The sequence below is a fragment of the Arcobacter sp. F2176 genome (genome assembly GCF_004116465.1).
Taxonomy (GTDB): Bacteria; Campylobacterota; Campylobacteria; order Campylobacterales; family Arcobacteraceae; genus Arcobacter; species Arcobacter siniprincipis.
Genome location: NZ_PDJV01000011.1, coordinates 43411 through 61796 on the forward strand (window position 1 = coordinate 43411; position 18386 = coordinate 61796).

Consider the following 18386-nt stretch of genomic DNA (forward strand, 5'->3'; position numbering starts at 1 on the left):
GTCCTTGTAAAATATTAAAATCTGTATCTTTTAAAAAGGACAATTTAATGATAGTATTCTTTTATATTTAAGATAAAAGGAATATTATGACAAATAAAATAAATTTAAAAAAATCAAATCCAACTATATTTAACAAAGTAATTGAATTAAATAATGAAGTTAAATTACTTATAAAAAAAGCAAATATAGAAGAGAGCTTTTTTCATCTTTTATTGTTAAGAGTTTCTCAAATAAATGGTTGTGCTTATTGTCTTAGAATGCATACTAAAGATGCACTTGATTGTGGTGAGAGTATAGAAAGAATAAGTGTCATACCTGCATGGAGAGAAACGCAATATTTCAACGAAAAAGAAAGAGCTAGTTTGTCTTTAGTTGAAGCTATAAGTAATATCATACAAGGACAAGTTCCCAATGAAGTTTATGAAGATGTAAAAGAGGTTTTAAACGAAGATGAAATTGCAGCTGTTGAATGGTCAGCAATCACAATGAATACATTAAATAGAATAGCAATAGCAAGTCGATATGAAGTTAAATAATAGTTAAAAGTTTTGTTGAGTTTGATTCTCAAAAAAAAGTAAAATGATGTTATGATTCTAAAAATTATTTTACACAAAGAGAAAAATTGAACTACAAAAAAGCATTACTTTTTCCATTTATTTTATTATTATTTATTGCTATTTTTTATAATTTTAAAAAAGAGATTAGTTTCTCTTTTTACCATTGGGAAAATAGCTATAATTTACAAAATAACCAAAAGAAACTTTATATAAAAGTTTTAGATATAAACTATTCAAATAAACTAGAAATAATAAAAACAAAATTTATAACTAAACCAACAAAAGGTTTTGTGCCTGTTATATATATCACAAATAAAGCTATGGGGCAGGAGCCTTTAAGTTTGATGGTAAAAAAGGTTTTAAATAACTTAAAAGATATACCTTATTCTTATGATGAAATACAAATTGATTGTGATTGGTCTCTTTCAACAAAGGCAAAATATTTTGATTTTTTAAGAGAAATAAAACTAAAAAGCAATAAAAAACTTAGTGTTACTATACGATTACATCAAATAAAATATGCAAAAAAAACTGGAATCCCGCCAGTTGATTATGGAGTTTTGATGTATTATAATATGTCTGATATCGCAAATTTTAATACCAAAAACTCAATTTTAGATAATGATGTTGCAAGACAATATCATTATAATTTTGACATTTATCCCTTAAAATTAAAACTTGCCTTGCCTTTGTACTCTCAAGGTGTACAATTTAGAAATAAAAAAGCAATAGATATATTTGAGGGCTTAGAAAAAAAGGATTTTGCACAAAATTTTACTCTCATAAAAAAAAACTTTTATGAAGTAAATAAAAGCTTTTATTTTAAAGGTAGATACATCTATAAAGGGGATATTTTAAGGTTCGAAGATTCAAATTTTGAAGACTTAAAAGTAGCGATGGATGATTTTTTTGAGCTTGCAAAAAATCCTTTTTATGAGGTGATATTTTATACAATAAAATATAAAGACAAATATGATTTAAATAAATTAAAGTAAGAAGGAATATTTATAGTGTTTTTTAGAATAATATTTTTATGGGTGTTTTTGCACCACTTTTTGTTTGCCTGTGGAGGTGGCTTTTGGCCAGAGGATTATGAGTTTAAGTTTTTGCACAAAAGAGATTATGCTTTTTCCAATATACAAGATAATTTAAACTTCTCTTCTACATATAATAATATAGTTATGAACTCAGATAAAGAGGCAAAAAAAGAGAATCTAAAAGAGTGGCAAAAAGAGTTTGGAAAACAATACTCCCTCAAACAAATTGAAGAGTTTTTATATGAGGGAAAAAATCTTTCATCAATAAAAAATAAAGAGATAAGAGCTTATATAGATTTTGTAAATTTACAAGCACCTTTTGTAACTTCATGGAGAAAATATTATTTAAAATATGGATATAAGGGGAAAAAATTAAAAGAATCAGATGTTGATTTATTAATAAGTAAAGCTATATCAAATATACAAAGTACAAAATCAAAATATTTAAAACAAAGATACTTCTTTTTAGCATTAAGACTTGCACACTATTATAATAAAGATAATGCATATTCAATTTATACTGCAAATAAAAAGTTATTACAAAGAAGTGATTCTATTGTAAAGGATTGGATTCAAGGTTTATATGCTGGAATTTTGATAAAAAATGGTGAAAATGTAAAGGGTGTTTATGAATTCACTAAGTTATTTGATAAGTCTAAGTCAAATTGGTATTTGGCATTTTATAATTTTAATGCAATTAAAACAGACAAGGATTGGAATGATTTAGTCTCTATGGCAAAAGATAAAGATGAAAAAATCAAATTTCTTACTCTAAGAGCTTTAGATGCAAATGCAAATATTGTAGAAGAGCTTAAAAATATCGCAAAAATTGATCTTAATTCAAAAAATTATGACCTATTATTATTTAGAGAAGTTTTAAAATCACAAGACTTTTTTAATATTTATCCACAAGATTCATATTATGAAGTTAAACCCAAAAATATAGATAAATATACTCCTTTGGTAAATTATTTACAAACTGTATCAAAAGATAATATGTACACAGTTGATTTAGCTTTAGCATATTTCTCTTTTTATAAAGGAGATATCGCTTCTTCAAAAGATTACTTACAAAAAGCATACAAAGAAGTAAAGGGTGAGGATATTCACGAATTAAATGCTTTAGGTTATATTATTTATTTAAACGGCTTAAAAACTATTAATACAGATATTGAAAATAATATTGCAACTAGACTTGATAAACTGATGACTCAAAAGTGTAATAAAGATTCTTTATTTAAATATACATTTTATAAAGTTAAAGATTTGTATAAAGATAAAGGTGATGAGTTTAAATATTTTATTGCTTCAAACTATAGATACCTAAGTATCAATAGTATAAATTTAGAGAAGTATGAAAAAATAGAGGAGTTAAAGAATAAAAAAGATAAATCTGGCTTAGAAAAGTATATGCTAGAAAAGATTATCTTTAAGTATAAAGATTTTGATAAATCTTTACAAAAAGCCTATTTTAGTATTTTGATGAATAACTTAGAATTTGAAAAATTACTTAAAGAGTACCCTGATAAGTTAAATTATAAGTTGAGATTTAATATTTTTAATAACTTAATAGCGGGAAATAATAGAAGAGTATCTCCTACACAGGTTACTTTGAAAGAGACTTTAGAAAAGATAATAAAAATCAAAGAGAATTTAAAGAAAAATCCAAATGATGCTATGAGTAATTATTTGTATGCAACTGCCTTGTATAACTTAAGTTATTGGGGAAATTCAAATACTCTTACAACAGTTTATAGAAGTTCCTACTCATTTAAAGAAAAAGAGTTGGAACTAAGAAAAATAAACCTCTCAAACAAATATCTTAATAAAGCACTTGAAAACTTTACAAAAAAAGAGTTTAAAGCAAAAGTAACATATATGTTAGCAAAAAATGAACTTGCCTTGTATGATATTAAGAATTCTACAAAAAGTGAATACAATCAAGAAATAAGTTATAGAACTGACAATTGGTATTCGTTTGGATATGATTTTAAAAATATTCAAAGATATATGGTAAGTGGATATGGAAAATATTTTGATAAATTAAAGAATGATTTTGATGATACTTCTTATTATCAAGAGCTTATTAAAGAGTGTTCTAATTTAAGAAATTATCAAAGCACTTTAAAAAAAGTATATGACAAAGATGCCCTTGGGATTTCACTAACAGATCTTGAAAAAGAATTAAGTACTATGTATAAACAAAAAAAGACTCGTATTGCAAATAAGTATAATACAATCTTTTTTTGGAAGTTGATGGTTCAAGAACCAATCACAAATAAAACAGTTGAAAGCTATAACAATATCGCATATTATTTAGAGAAACTACATAGAGAAGAATATTCTATTATTTTATTAGAAAAGATAATAGAGAAATATCCAAATAGAGTTGTGGCTTATTATAATCTTGGTGATGCATATTGGTCATACTGGAAAAAAGACAAAGCTAAAAATGCTTATAAAAAGTATATTGAACTTATGATAAAAGAGGGAAAAGAGAAGAAAATACCTAAAAAAGTAAAAGATAGAGTAGATATAAAAGATTAATTTTAAATCTACTTATTCTTCTTTTTTATTTTAAAAAGAAGAATACCTTTACCAGCATTTATTCTTAAATCATAGAGAGAATCTTTTTCTACAATGAATAAACTTTTTATAAAAAGTCTTATTTTTATATTTTCATTTTCCATATCAAAAATAGCTTTTTGATAGTTTGTCTTATCTAAATATTCTACTTTATCTTTGCGTAGTTCTTTTACAATAGCTTTTAAATCAAATTTAAAAATTTGCTTTTCTATGTTGATTGTCAATATAGAATTTTGCATAGAATAATTCAAAGACTTTGCTCCAAATTGCATAGATTTCTTAAGGGAATTAAATACTAAATCAGCCACATAATCATAACCTGTAGTTCTTATAGCAATGTTATTAAGAGAAATATTTTTTAAATATTTTGGTTGTAATAAAGTATATTTGTTTGTATATTGCACATTGATATATTTCAAAGCTTCTTCTTTAGATGATATATTTTTATCAAATAGTTTACTAAGAGCATTTTTACTTATATCTTTATTTACAAGATACTTGATTGTTTCACTGATTGCAATTTTTTGGGATGTGGGAAGCTCTTCTTTAGTAGCTATTACTTTATTATTTATATACATATTATTTTTGATCAATATAGTTTTAAGTCGATTAAGCTGAGAATTTATTGATATATCTTTAGCATTAAATGGACTAATTGATGTTACTAGGCTTAATAAAAAAAGCGAAATAAGAGCATTTTTTATGCTAAAACTTTTTTTAATAAGTTCATATAAAAATAAATATGTAAACCAAATACTACACATGATTAATAAATATCTCAATACTGTAAATCCGTATTGTTCTACTCTTGTATAAATTGCTATATTTAAAAAAACTATAGGAACTATCATCAAATAGATGAAATATTTGTTTAAAAAGTTACTTATTTTATTGTGATTGTTTAATCCTACAAGTAAACTTTTTAATAAAATACCAATAGTCAAAAAAAGACATATAATGGTAGATAATTCACCTTTAGGTAACTCTTGTAAAAATATAATCTTTGCAAAATAAATATAAAGAATAGAAGCATAAATCAAAATTATTGGTGATAAGATATTTTTAATAAGTAGCAAAAATGCATTATCATATTTAAAATTTATAGTATTTAAAAAGTCATCTTTTAATATATTAGATAGTGCAAGAAGTGGAAATAAAACAGTGAAAATTGTTATTGCTATATCATAGTGATAAAGTTTATTAAAATGCATGTTAAATAGATATATTAGTGTGAAAATTATTGATTCAATTCCAGCAAATAATATGAGTGAGCTAAGTAGGGCAAAACTAATAGTTGAGAGTAATACTAGGTTGAATAATAAAATATCTTCATTGGAAGAATTTCTAAATAAAAAAGGTGCAAAACTTAAAAGTAAAAGAGTGCTAAGGAAAAATATAAATTCTGATTGAGTATATACAAATACACACAAAAATACAGCTAAAAAAGACAATACCCATACAATAGTTTTATATAATATAGATAATCTTTTTTTATAAAAAAATAGATGTATAGAAACTGAAATAATCATCATAAATAATGAATAATAAAATTCAGATGTTAAAGTAGTTCCTTTATGATTACCGTAAATTCCTAAGAATAGAGTAGTTCCCATAAATATAAATATTGAGGGGAACTTTGAAAATATATCCTTAGAGAACTGATTTTTTAACTTATGTACCAATGCCAACTTATTTTGCCTTTTCTATATTTGCTTTTTCATACCACTGTTTTGCAAGTTCTGAATTGCTTGTTATTGAACCTTTTCCTATTTCATATATTTTTGCTATGTATTTAGCTACATCTTTGTTTTTATCTAGTTCATATGATTTTTTATAATATTCTAAAGCTTTATTCATATCTTTTTTTAGTATTTGTATATAACCTTCTTCATAATATTTAGCCATATAAGCATAACAAACTCCCTCTCCTAAGGCAACACATTTTTTAAAATAGTCAATTGCTATAGCGTGATCTAATGTTTGATGATAGTATATTCCAAGTGTCATATAGGCTAGTGGATAACCCAATTTTGCTGATGCTTTATAATAATACATAGCTTTTCTATTGTCTATTTTACCAAACATTCCTGATTCATACATTTTTGCTATGAAATACTCTTTACCACCTGGTTTTTTGTTTTTTTCAATTTTATCTGCTTGTGCTAAAATAAGACCACTTTTTACATCACCTAGTTTGATGGCTTGATTTAGATAATTTCTAGCAAGTTTATTATCATTGATTTTATTTTGTTCATACAAATCTCTTAGAGTTAAGATATTTTTTTCTTTTATCTCTTTTGTTTCTATTTTTTCTCTTAGTTTTGTATACTCTTTATATAAAATAGGAGATTTACCAATGGCATTTCTTAATTTAGATATAAGATATGGTTTGTTACTATTTAAGATAATTTTTTGCCATTTTCTATTTACTACTGCCACATCAGGGTCATAATAGCCATATGTATCTCCAGATGAAAATGGACTAGTAGATTTCTTTTTAAAAGGTTTTATTGCTAGTTCTATCATGGCATTTTCATTGCCTTTTTTTGCCAACTCATTTAATATTTTCATTGCTTTTTCTTTATCTCTATTGTTAAATAAATAATCAGCCAAAGCTCTTTTTGATTCGTTGAGGTTTAAAAGCTTTTTTTCTAAAGCAAGATATGCATCTTTATATTTTACATTTTTTAGATAAATCTCTAAAAGCTCTTTTGTAGCATCATAACTATCTAATAAAGCAGCTTTTTGTAAAAACCCAACTAATAGGTCTTCATTTTGTGTTGTTTTATATGCTTGAATTGCTTCATAAATCTTAGCCTTATTATAATAATATGATATAGCTTTTGTATCATCAAGTTTTGTTACATCTGTATTATCTATTTTTAAAGCTTTTTCATAAAACTTTTTACCTTCATCAGCTTTATATTTTCCATAAAAAAAATCAGCAGTTACTACAAGTAAATTATAATCATCTAAAGCATATATCTCATCTGCTTTTTCTTTGACTTTTTTCATATCATATGTATTATATAAAGTGTCTAGTTCTAAAAGCTTATCAAGATTAGGTGCTTTAAAATTTAGTTGTTTTATAAGTTTACTTGTTAGTCTCGCCCTTAGAAGTCTTTCGTATGATGTAGTTTTAGTATCTAATAAATACTTAGTATATAAATCAATTAGTCTTTGTTCTTTCGCACTTTTAATAGCATCATCAAAAAATTTTTTTAATTCTTTGTTATTTGTTACTTCTTCCAGTACTTGCTCAGTTGTTACATATTTATCAATCAACATATATACAGCTTCTTTGTTTCCAAGTTTAATGGCTTTATTTAAAAGTACTATATAATTTTTGATACCATCACTAAACATATCTTGGTATTTACCATAAACATTTGCAAAAGCGATAATATCTTTAGTATCCTTACTTTTTAATACTAAATCATACCACTTTGTATAAAAATCAACTCCCTCTTTTGTTTGAGGAAATAAGTAGATTTTATTTAACTCAAGCATTGCTTGTACATCGTTTTTATTTGCTTTTTTTATGAGTGTTTGTTTACTTTGTACTTGTGAAGCATTAGCATATGTTGTTAGTATAAATATATTAATAAGTATAAAAAATAGTATTCTCATTATTTAGCCCCTAGTTTTTTTAGTGTATTTTTTGCCATGTTAATATTTGATTTTCTAAGCCATTGTTTTGCTAATTCTAAATTCTTTTTCACACCAGCTCCACCTACTAAGTATATTTGACCGATGTTATTAGCTGCATAATCATTTTTATTTATACTATATGCTTTTTTATAGTATTTTATGGCTTCGCTTAGATTTTGTTTTGTATCTAAACCTAAGTGATTGTAATAACCTACATAGAAATAACAACTAGGATTATCAAAAAGAGTGCATCTTTGAGCATATTTCATTGCTTCTTTGTAGTTCTTTTGCTCATGATATATTATTCTTAGTTTATCTATTGCTCTTGAAGATCCTGCATTAGCTGCTATTTCATAATATTCTATAGCTTTTTTTATATCTTTTGATTTGTAATAAGAATAAGCCAAATCATTTATTGCTGAAATCTTTCCTTCACTTGCCAGTTTTTCAAGTATTTCATTCGATTTTACTTTATCTCTTTTATCATATGTATAAAAATTTGCCAAATCATTACTACTTTTTTCATCTCCTAATTTTGAAGCTGTTTCTAGATATTTCTCAGATAGTTTTTTATTCTTTCTTTTATAATAATTAGATAATTCTCTTAGTGTGTAGATATTTTCTTCTTTTATCTCTTTTTCTTCTAATTTTTCTCTTAAATCTTTATATATATCATAGGTAATTATATTGTTTGAGATTGTAGTTCTTAGTTTAGATATCAAATAAGGTTTATTATCATTTATAATAAATTCTTGCCATTTTAGAGCTCCTTTTGAATCATCAAGTAAATAGTTAGTATTTTTTGGTATTGGCTTTGCGACTATTTTTATATTGGAATCTTCATATACTTTTTTTGCTGCTACACTTAGAATTTCAAAAATTCTTTCTTGTGAATCAGTAAGTTTTTCCTTTGAATCTCTTTTAATATCGTATCTAAATCCATTTCTTGGTTTCGTTGCTAGAGTTGCTATTGCATCAGCATTTCCTTTTTTTGCTAACTCTTCTAAAAGTCGAATTCCTTTTGTTTTATTTATATACTCATAAAAAAAATCTGCTAGTGCTCTTTTTGATTCATTTAGTTTTAATGCTTTTTTCTCAAAAGCTAAATACTCATCTAGATATTTTTTATCTCTTAGATATTTTTTTAAAAGATATCTTGTGGCAAGATAGTTATCTTTTAAAGCAGCTTTTTTTAATTTTTTTATATCCATAGTGCTGTATTCATTTGATTTTTTGATAACTATATCTTTTGGGTTTATTTTTTTAACTACTCTTTCATAGAACTTCTTTGGTTTTTCATAATTGCCAACTACCCGGCTAAAGTCCATATCATTTTTATATTGATTAACTAAAATAATTGCCGCATTTTTATTGCCAAGTTTATCAGCTGCTTCTAAAAGCTCTATATATTTTAACTCACCATTTATAAACATACTTTTGTATTCGTTATATACTTTTGCAAAGCTGAGTAGATCTTTTGACTTATTATTTTTTAATACAAGGTTATACCACTTTTTATAAAACTCAAAACCCTCTTTTGTTTGAGGGAATAAATATATTTTATTAAGCTCAATCATAGCTTGAATATTTCCCTTATTTGCTTTTTTGATAAGTGCTTCTTTACTTGCTATTTCTGAAGCATTTGTATAAGTTGTAAATATAAATAGATTAATTAATATAAATAAAATTATTTTCATTTTTATTTTCCATTCTTTTTAGTATTTTTTTTACTACTTTCATTGAGTAAGTCTTCATATGTCTGTACTTTTTTTGGTACAACTTTTTCATACCAATTCTTACCTTCTTTTTCATTTTGATATATATCTTCAAGAGCAGAATATGCTCCTGAACTTCCTAATTCAGAAGCTTTTTTATAATATTGTATTGCCTTTTTTTTGTCTCTTTTTACGATTTTCCCAATTTTATAAGTTCCGCCTAATCTATAAAGTAAGTTTGCATTTTTATCTTCTATTGCTTTATTGATATAAATTTCGCTTTGTTCTTGATTATAAGTAGGACAATCAGGACAAATGTAATAAACAATAATATCTTCTAAAGCACTTTTATCACCATTTTTATATGCTTTTTTATAGTAGTATAAAGATTTATTTACATCTTCTTTTGTATTACCTGATGGTGCATAACTATATGCAGTTCCCAACTCTTTATAAGCTTTTATATCGCCTTGTTTTATGAGTTCATTGTATATTGCTATTCTTTTTTTAGATTCTTTCTTATCGTAGTAGTTATACTTATTTGCAAGAAGATATTTACTTTCAACATCACCAAATGAAGCAGCTTTTTGTAAATAAGGTATTGCCTCATCTTTTTCGATATTAGTGCTAAATTTTGTATTTTTGGCTAACTCTTTGAGTACAGTGATATTATTGTTTTCTATTTGTTTTTGAATGATTTTGTTTTTAAACTCAATATCTTCTCTATATATAAGATATGGTTTTAACATCTCTTTTAAATAGACTTGATCACTATTTAAAACAAAGTTTTTCCATTTATCAATAAGGGCATCTTTTTCAGGATTAAACTCTTTACTTTTATAACTTCGTGCTAAACTTATAATAGCTTGGCTATTATTTTTTTGTGCTAGTTCATTTAAAAGTGTATCACCTTCAGTGATTCGATTTTGTTTATAATAAAAGTCTGCCAATGCTCTTTTTGATTCATTTAGCTTTAGAATTTTTTGTTTTAAATCAAAATATGCTTGAGTATTTTTTTCTTTTAAAAAGATTTCCAATAGTTGTTCTGTTGCTTTATAATTATCTAACAAAGCAGCTTTCGTAAGATGAAATATGATTTGTTCTTTGTATTTATGTTTTGAGGTATCAATTATTTTATACTCATTTGCTAAGTTAAAATGTATAAGGGAATCTTTATCATTTAGTTTTACAGCTTTTTCAAGGTATGCTTTTGCTCTGTACCATCTTGCATCATCAAATAGTACATTTGCCATACCTGATATAAGTTTTGGATCATTTGAATTTATTGTATCTTTTATGATTTCATTGTATTCAAGACCTTTTTCTCTTGGTTGTAAATATATAAGATGTGTATAAAAAAGTTTATCATTTAGTGATAATGAATGAAAATACTCTTTATTAGTTTTTGTGATTAGTTTTTCTATCTTCTTCGCTTCATTCTTTTGACGACTAAATAGATATATATTATGAAGTGTTATGAGTTTATCTTGATTTTTTTCTTTTATGATTTTTTCTGATATTTTTTTAAGTTTGTCATATTGCTTGTTTCGAATAAGATGAGAAGACAATATGTATAAAGCTTTTTGACTTCCTAAATCTACAGCTGTTTCTAATATATTTTCATATTTTTCATCTGCGTTTATAAACATCTTTTTATATTTAGTAAAGATAGGATAAAACTCCATAATATCTTCAGTATTATTACTTTTTAAAACAAGAGGGTACCATTTATTGTATAACTCTAAGCCTTCTTTAGTTTCAGGAAATAAATATACTCTATTTAACTCTATCATAGCTTTTATATCACCCTTATTTGCCTTTGATATAAGAGTATTCTTTTGCGTTGTTGGTATGATTGTAGAGTTAGTTTCAAGATTATTATTTGCACAACTTGCGAATAATAATACTATTAAGAATAAACTTATAACTTTTATTTTATTCATTATTTTCCTTCATCTCTTGAAGCACTTTATTTGCTTCTTTTGTATTTGCTTTTTTTAACCAATATTTTGCAAGTTTTAGGTCTTTTTTTACTTCACCATCTCCATCTTTATAGATAAGACCTATGTTATAAGCAGCTGTTTCTTCTTTTGCTAAATTATATGATTGGGTGAAGTAATAAATAGCTTTTTTCATATCTTTTTTCACACCATTTCCTGTAGTATAAAGCCAACCTAGATTAAAGTTATATTTAACTATACCTTCATCTACTAATTTTTGGGCATAGAATTTAGCTTTTTTATAATCAATTAGTTCCTTAGTACTTTTACAACTTTCACACATAAAAATACGAGCTAATGTTTCTGTAGAACTTCTATCTCCTAAAGAAGAGGCTATTTCATAATATTTTACCGCTTTTGTTTTATCTTTTGAAGTTAAATCATAATGTAAGGCTGTTTTAATTGCAGCAGTTCTATCTCCTTTTATTGCTAATTCTTCTAAGGTTTTTATAGCAAAAAGAATGTCTTCTTTTGTATTTTTTTGTCGATATACTTTTATAAGCTCATAAGTACTACTTACATCACCAAAATTCACAGCTTTTTGTAAGTACTCCATCGCTTTTGTTGGATTAGAGTTTTTCAAATCTTTATACAATCTTCTAAGAGTAAAAATATTATCATTTTTTAAATCAATATTTGTAATAGCAACTTTTACATTATCTAATGATTTACTATTTTTGTATTTATAAGAGAATAAAACTTTTTTAAATCTTTTTTGTAAAGCGGGGTTATTACTATTTAAAATATACTCTTGCCATTTTTTTGTATCTTCATCTCTTTTGAGGTCTGGTTGATAGGTATAAGGAACTCTTGTAGCTAAATGAACTATTGACTCTTCATCTCCATTCATCGCAGCTTTTGTATAGTAATCTTTAATATTATCATCAGGAGTAAAAAAACTTCCACTTGATGAGTTTGCCAATATTCTATTTCCTTGGGTTGTTTTGCTTAACTTTTCAATTAAAAGTTCATAATCATTTTTAAAATATTTTTCTTTTGAATATACTTTTAATAATTTGCCATATGCTTCACTTTGTCCATATTTAATTGCTTCTTTTAGCTTTGAAATTATCTCTTCTTGATAATCTTTATACTTCTCATCTTTTCCATTTAAAACTCTATGTTGAGAAGCCATTTTGTCATATAAATCTGCATATTCTAAATATTTATCTGCATCATCATTTGTAAGAGTTATTACTTTTTTGAAAAATAGTTTTGATTCTTCATACTCACCTCTAATTTTCAAAATATTAGCTGTTGTAACAATTTTTTCATATTCATTAGATGCTAAGATATCATTAAGTATTTTACTCACTTCCTCTTTTTTTAAGTTACGGAAATTTTTAAATCTCAAGAATTCTTTAGTAACAGGTATTGAATAACCTTTTTGTACTATTATAGTCTCTATTTTTTTTGCATCTTTTTCTTTACCCATATTTAAATACAAATCATAAATCTTTGTCAAATCTTCTTTTGAAGCATTTAATAAAATTTTTGATTGGGTATCTTTTATCTTTTTATGGTCATAATCATATAGATATATTTGTAAAAGTTTAAATAAAGGCTTTTTGAACTTTTCATTTGATGCTGCTTCTAAAAGGGCTACATACTTTTCTTTTCCACTTATAAACATATCTTTGTATTCATAAAAAACTTCTGCAAAATCCATAATATCGCTTGAATTTTTACTTTGTAAGACAAGTGGGTACCATTTATTATAATAGTCAAACCCCTCTTTTGTTTCTGGGAAAACAAATTTCTTATTTAATTCAATCATTGCTTTAATATCACCCATGTTTGCTTGTGATATTAGTTCTTTTTTGTTTGATTTTATACTTAATTGTGTTTTGGCTAAGGGTAATTTATTTGAACACCCAGTTAAAGTAAGTAAAATAATAGTAATTGAAAATAATAATAATTTCATTGTTTTCCTTTGTTAATATAAATCTGCTGATATTATTATAATTGTTCTTAGAAAAATATTTTGAACGACTTTTTTGGATAAAGAATAGTAAAATTCGCACTTTATAATAATGATTTTACTTTTATTTTTTAATTAAAAAAAAATTATTTTTTTCTACTCTTGTGGTTATTCAAGTGTTTCTTTATTATATAGTTTAAGAAGTATCATAAAATTACCCCATTACTTTATAGGGAACAAAACTTATAAAATAAGTCTTTTTTCTTATACTTTTACTTCTTGGATTGACTTATAATCTTCATAAATAAAATAAAGGATTATTATGAAATCAGATAGATATAAAAGAGGTTGGGAGAAGTTAAAAGAAGTAGATGGTAGTGCAGGGGAAAAAGTAATTGAGTCATTGAAAGATATTGCCCCAGAGTTTGCAGATTTGCTTATTGAGTTTCCTTTTGGAGATATTTATACAAGAGAAAAATTAGATTTAAAATCAAGAGAAATTGCAACTATTGCAGCACTTACAGTTATGGGAAATGCATCAGCACAATTAAAAGTGCATATTCATGCAGGACTAAATGTAGGTTGTACTAAAGAAGAGATTGTAGAAGTGATTATGCAAATGGCAGTTTACGGAGGTTTCCCTTGTGCTTTAAATGCCCTGTTTGCTGCAAAAGAGGTATTTAATGAAAATTGATATTAAAATAAGAGTAAATATTTTTATGCAAAAAAAAGTATAATTAATCATGATTATTACTTTACCCAATTATATTTTTGAAAATAAAGATTTATATCAAATAATACATGATGATAGTGTTATAGTAGCAAAGTCATCAACATATAAAAAAGATAAAATCTCTTTAAGAAACAGTATGCATTTAGCTATTTTATTAATAAGTGGTGGAAAAATCTTACATCTTAATGATGATGACATAAGTATAGATACTAGTGATATAGTTTTTCTATCTCAAGGCAATTATTTTATGGGTGAAATTCTTGGAGATAGAAATGACTTTGAATCTATATTGATATATTTTGATGACGAATATGTTTTTAATTTTATAAAAAGATACAATATTACTATTGATACACTCGCACAAAATGGAATTTTATCTTTTAAAAGAGATGAATTTATAAATAGTTGTGCTCAAACAATAAATCAATATTTTTTAACAAATATAGATAATAGTCTTGACTTAGTAAAGTTAAAACTTGATGAAATTTTTTTATACTCCCTTTCAAAAGATAAAGAAAAATTTACAGCTTTTTTAAATAAGATAGTACAAACTAAATCTTCACGGATAAAATATATTTTAGAAGAGAATCTTGATATCATAAATAATATTGATGATATGTGTAAACTCACAAGGCTTAATTCAAAAGCCTTAAGAAAAGAGGTAAATAGACTTTATAATCAAAATCCTAAAGAGTGGTTAGATGAAAGAAGGCTCTCTTTTGCTGTTCTGCTACTTAAAAATACTCAAAAAAGTGTATCACAGATAGCAACTTCATGTGGATATTCAAGTGTCTCTTGGTTTATAATACAATTTAAAAAATATTATAAAACTACCCCTTTATTCTATAGGGAACAAAACTTATAAGATAATCATCTTTTCTTATACTCTAAACTCCCAAATTTATTTATAATACTCAAAATTAAAAAAGGAGTTTTTTTAATAAAGTTGTTTTCTATTTAATAAATTTATTCATTTAGAAAGCCTAGCTTAATAGAGGCGTGATACAATCTTATTAAAAAACATAAAGGTATATTAATTAATGATTACTAAAAAACAAATCTTTGTCATGTCAGCAACAGCAGGAATTAGTGTTGCAAATATCTATTATAATCAACCAATTTTAAATGATATTGCAAAGGACTTAAATGTAAGTCATCTAGCAGTAGGAAATCTAACTACATTTTCCCAAGTTGGGTATGGTTTGGGACTATTTTTTGTAAGTCCACTTGGTGATAAGATGGATAGAAAAAAACTAATTATTATTTTACATGTTTTATTAGGTCTATCTTTACTTGGACTTTCATTTATAAGTAATATTTTTGTTTTATATATTTTAAGTCTTATGGCTGGATTATTTGCAGTTTCTGCACAAGTTGTTATTCCAATGGCAGCAGCTATGAGTGGAAAAGATAAGGGTAGAGTTGTAGGAACTATATTTAGTGGATTATTAACTGGAATATTATTAGCAAGAACTTTAAGTGGATATATTACTGATTGGTTTGATAATTGGCATGTGATATTTGGTTTTTCTGCTCTTTTGGTATTTGCAACGATATTTTTTATCTCAAAGACTTTGCCAAACATGGAACCGCACTTTGAAAATAGTTATTTTTCACTTTTAAAATCATCAATTTATCAGTTAAAAAGATTTTCACTACTTAGAAGAAATACCTTATTGATTGCAGTTTCATTTGGAATTTTCTGTTCTTTTTGGACAACTTTAACTTTCAAATTAAGCCAAGCTCCTTTTAATTATGATAGTGACATTATTGGACTATTTGGTATACTAGCAGTAGCAGGTGCCTTATTAGCCCCTTATATTGGGAACATATCAGATAAGATAAATGGAAATGGAATTAAACTGATTTCTATATTGATGATAATACTTAGTGTAATTATAATTAAAGTATTTGATACAAATTTATATGCTTTTATTGTGGCAACTCTACTTTTAGATATAGGATTTCAAGCAATTCAAATCAATAATTTATCTCAAATTTATGGCTTAGATGAAAAAGCACATAGTAGAATAAATACAGCCTATATATCTGCGATGTTTGTGGGTGGTTCAATTGGAACTTTTATTGGAGTACTATGTTGGGAAAAAGGTGGTTGGGATCTTGTAACTTTGCAATTATTAACTCTAGCAATTATCTCTTTAGGGATAATTGTATATAGTTACATAATAAAAATGTAGTAATAGCTGTTAATTAATAAAGGATAAAAATGTTTATAATAAATTTAACTTATATAAAACCACTAGATGAAGTAGATACTCATCTTGAAGCCCATATAAAATATTTAAAAGAGCAATATAAAGAAGGTAACTTTATAGCTTCAGGAAGAAAAATTCCAAGAAATGGTGGAGTGATACTTTCAAAACTTGATTCAAAAGAGAAGTTACTAGAAGTTCTATCCCAAGATCCATTTAAACTTGTAAATGTCGCAAATTATGAAATAATAGAGTTTGTTCCAAGTATGACATTAGATGAATTTGAAAATTTGAAAGAAAATGTAAATGAATAATATTAGCATTTTAGGTAGTGGTTGGTTAGGTTTTCCATTAGCCCAAGTATTATCAGAAGAATTTTCTGTAAAATTATCTACAAGTACAAATGAAAAAATTGATAGATTAAGAGGTGAAAATATCACTCCATTTATTGTGGATACTACTAATTTAAATGATGAGGTTGATAAGTTTTTATGTTCAGATATTTTGATTATAAATATACCTTCAAAAAATATTGATGGATTTAAAGAGTTGATAAAACATATACTCAATTCAAATATCAAAAAAATTGTTTTTATTAGTTCAATTTCAGTATTAAAAGATGAAACAAGTCCTTTAATTGAAATAGAAAATCTATTTAAAAAGACAAATCTCAAAATAACAATTTTAAGATTTGGAGGACTTATAGGATATGGAAGAAATCCTGCAAAGTTTTTCCCAAACGGCAAAGTTGTAAAAGATGCAAATATACCTGTAAATATGATACATAGGGATGATTGTATTAGTATAATAGGAAATGTAATTAAACAAGATATTTTTGATGAAACTTTTAATTGTGCTGCTCCTTCCCATCCCACAAAAAAAGAGTTTTATACCTATTGTGCAAAAGTATCAGGTTTACCTGTTCCAACTTTTGATTCAGGGAAAAATGAAAGCAATAAAAAAATAGTAAAGAATGATTTGCTTGTATCAAAACTAAATTATAAATTTATTCATGACGATTTGATGAAAATAGTATTTTAAAAAGGAAAAATCATCTTGACCTATGTAGTGCCAAATTATTTTATTGAAAATAAATATAAAAATCTTTTAAAAATAGATGATTTATTGTGTTTAAATTATATTACTAAAACACAAAACTCCAATGTATATGCAAGAACAACAATGCATAGTATGGGTATAGTACTTGAAGGTTCAAAAGTTATTCATCTAAGTAATGAAGATATTAATATACAAAAAACAGATATATTTTTTCTTACTCAAAATAACTATTATATGAGTGAAAGATTGGTTAATGATTCTAAATACAAGTCATTATTAGTATATTTTGATGATAAATTTATTTTTGATTTTATAAATAAATATAATATTCAAATCAATACAAAAGATGAAGAGAGTACAGTAAAGGCAAGTTATAAAAGTGATAAATTATTTGAAAATAGTGTACAAACTTTTCAAGAATATTTAAAAGTTGATTTCAATGAAAATCTTTTAAAACTTAAAATTGAAGAGATATTTCTACAAGCAATAAAACATAATGAAAAGCAAATGTACTCTTTTTTTAACTCAATTTTAGCTACAAGTCAAGATAGAATCAAATATATACTAGAATCAAACATTGATCTTATCCAAACCCTTGATGATATGTGTAAAATCACAAGATTATCAGAAAATAAAATTAGAAGATATATTAAAAAAGAGTTTAACCAAACTCCAAAAATATGGCTTGATACAAAAAGATTAGAAAAAGCAGTTTTACTTTTAACTACTACTAATAAAAGCATCTCAGATATATCTACAACTTGTGGATACTCTACTGTTTCATGGTTTATTTCCCAATTTAAAAAATATCATAAGCAAACACCTAAAGAATTCCGACATAAAATCTAAGATTTCTTGTACATTTATATTTTAAACTTTTGTAAAATACTTATAGATTTACAAAAAGGAAGAGT

14 protein-coding genes are annotated in these 18386 nt (G+C 25.2%); 9 read left to right on the top strand and 5 right to left on the bottom strand.

The annotated features are described in order from the left end of the window. Positions 1 to 86 precede the first annotated feature (86 nt). The 3 genes from CRU95_RS11125 (at position 87) to CRU95_RS11135 (ending at position 4141) form a co-directional block, all read left to right on the top strand. On the top strand, positions 87 to 536 hold the full coding sequence (locus CRU95_RS11125) for a carboxymuconolactone decarboxylase family protein (RefSeq protein WP_129101202.1): 450 nt from the start codon (positions 87 to 89) through the stop codon (positions 534 to 536). An 86-nt stretch (positions 537 to 622) separates the two neighbouring features. Beyond that, positions 623 to 1552 (top strand): hypothetical protein, encoded by a 930-nt coding sequence (locus tag CRU95_RS11130; protein WP_129101203.1) that lies wholly within the window; start codon positions 623 to 625, stop codon positions 1550 to 1552. Positions 1553 to 1567: 15 nt separating this feature from the next. Next, positions 1568 to 4141 (top strand): M48 family metallopeptidase, encoded by a 2574-nt coding sequence (locus CRU95_RS11135; RefSeq protein ID WP_129101204.1) that lies wholly within the window; start codon positions 1568 to 1570, stop codon positions 4139 to 4141. Between the two features lie 8 nt (positions 4142 to 4149). On the opposite strand, the gene CRU95_RS11140 is transcribed toward CRU95_RS11135, so the two are convergent. The 5 genes from CRU95_RS11140 to CRU95_RS11160 are packed head-to-tail and all read right to left on the bottom strand — an operon-like array spanning position 4150 to position 13470. Next, positions 4150 to 5868, bottom strand: a complete 1719-nt coding sequence (locus CRU95_RS11140; protein WP_129101205.1) for a DUF4153 domain-containing protein — start codon at positions 5866 to 5868, stop codon at positions 4150 to 4152. Between the two features lies 1 nt (position 5869). Next, a complete protein-coding gene (locus tag CRU95_RS11145; RefSeq protein ID WP_129101206.1) occupies positions 5870 to 7810 on the bottom strand; it encodes a tetratricopeptide repeat protein in 1941 nt (646 codons plus the stop codon). Next, positions 7810 to 9528, bottom strand: coding sequence for a tetratricopeptide repeat protein (locus tag CRU95_RS11150; RefSeq protein WP_129101207.1), 1719 nt, complete (start codon positions 9526 to 9528; stop codon positions 7810 to 7812). Before CRU95_RS11150 ends, CRU95_RS11145 begins: the two co-directional genes overlap by 1 nt. A 2-nt stretch (positions 9529 to 9530) precedes the next feature. Continuing rightward, a complete protein-coding gene (locus CRU95_RS11155; RefSeq protein WP_129101208.1) occupies positions 9531 to 11489 on the bottom strand; it encodes a sel1 repeat family protein in 1959 nt (652 codons plus the stop codon). Further along, a complete protein-coding gene (locus tag CRU95_RS11160; RefSeq protein WP_129101209.1) occupies positions 11482 to 13470 on the bottom strand; it encodes a tetratricopeptide repeat protein in 1989 nt (662 codons plus the stop codon). Before CRU95_RS11160 ends, CRU95_RS11155 begins: the two co-directional genes overlap by 8 nt. Positions 13471 to 13789: 319 nt before the next feature. On the opposite strand from CRU95_RS11160, the gene CRU95_RS11165 reads away from it, so the two are divergent. The 6 genes from CRU95_RS11165 (at position 13790) to CRU95_RS11190 (ending at position 18321) form a co-directional block, all read left to right on the top strand. After that, positions 13790 to 14161, top strand: coding sequence for a carboxymuconolactone decarboxylase family protein (locus CRU95_RS11165; RefSeq protein ID WP_129101210.1), 372 nt, complete (start codon positions 13790 to 13792; stop codon positions 14159 to 14161). A gap of 49 nt (positions 14162 to 14210) precedes the next feature. After that, a complete protein-coding gene (locus CRU95_RS11170; RefSeq protein ID WP_129101211.1) occupies positions 14211 to 15065 on the top strand; it encodes an AraC family transcriptional regulator in 855 nt (284 codons plus the stop codon). A gap of 175 nt (positions 15066 to 15240) precedes the next feature. Continuing rightward, positions 15241 to 16398, top strand: coding sequence for an MFS transporter (locus CRU95_RS11175; RefSeq protein ID WP_129101212.1), 1158 nt, complete (start codon positions 15241 to 15243; stop codon positions 16396 to 16398). 29 nt (positions 16399 to 16427) lie between these two features. Then, positions 16428 to 16727, top strand: a complete 300-nt coding sequence (locus CRU95_RS11180) for a YciI family protein (protein ID WP_129101213.1) — start codon at positions 16428 to 16430, stop codon at positions 16725 to 16727. Further along, positions 16720 to 17454, top strand: coding sequence for a hypothetical protein (locus CRU95_RS11185; RefSeq protein WP_129101214.1), 735 nt, complete (start codon positions 16720 to 16722; stop codon positions 17452 to 17454). The genes CRU95_RS11180 and CRU95_RS11185 overlap by 8 nt, the downstream gene beginning before the upstream one ends. A 15-nt stretch (positions 17455 to 17469) precedes the next feature. Further along, positions 17470 to 18321: an AraC family transcriptional regulator gene (locus CRU95_RS11190; protein WP_129101215.1), complete on the top strand. Its 852-nt coding sequence runs from the start codon at positions 17470 to 17472 to the stop codon at positions 18319 to 18321. Positions 18322 to 18386 lie beyond the last annotated feature (65 nt).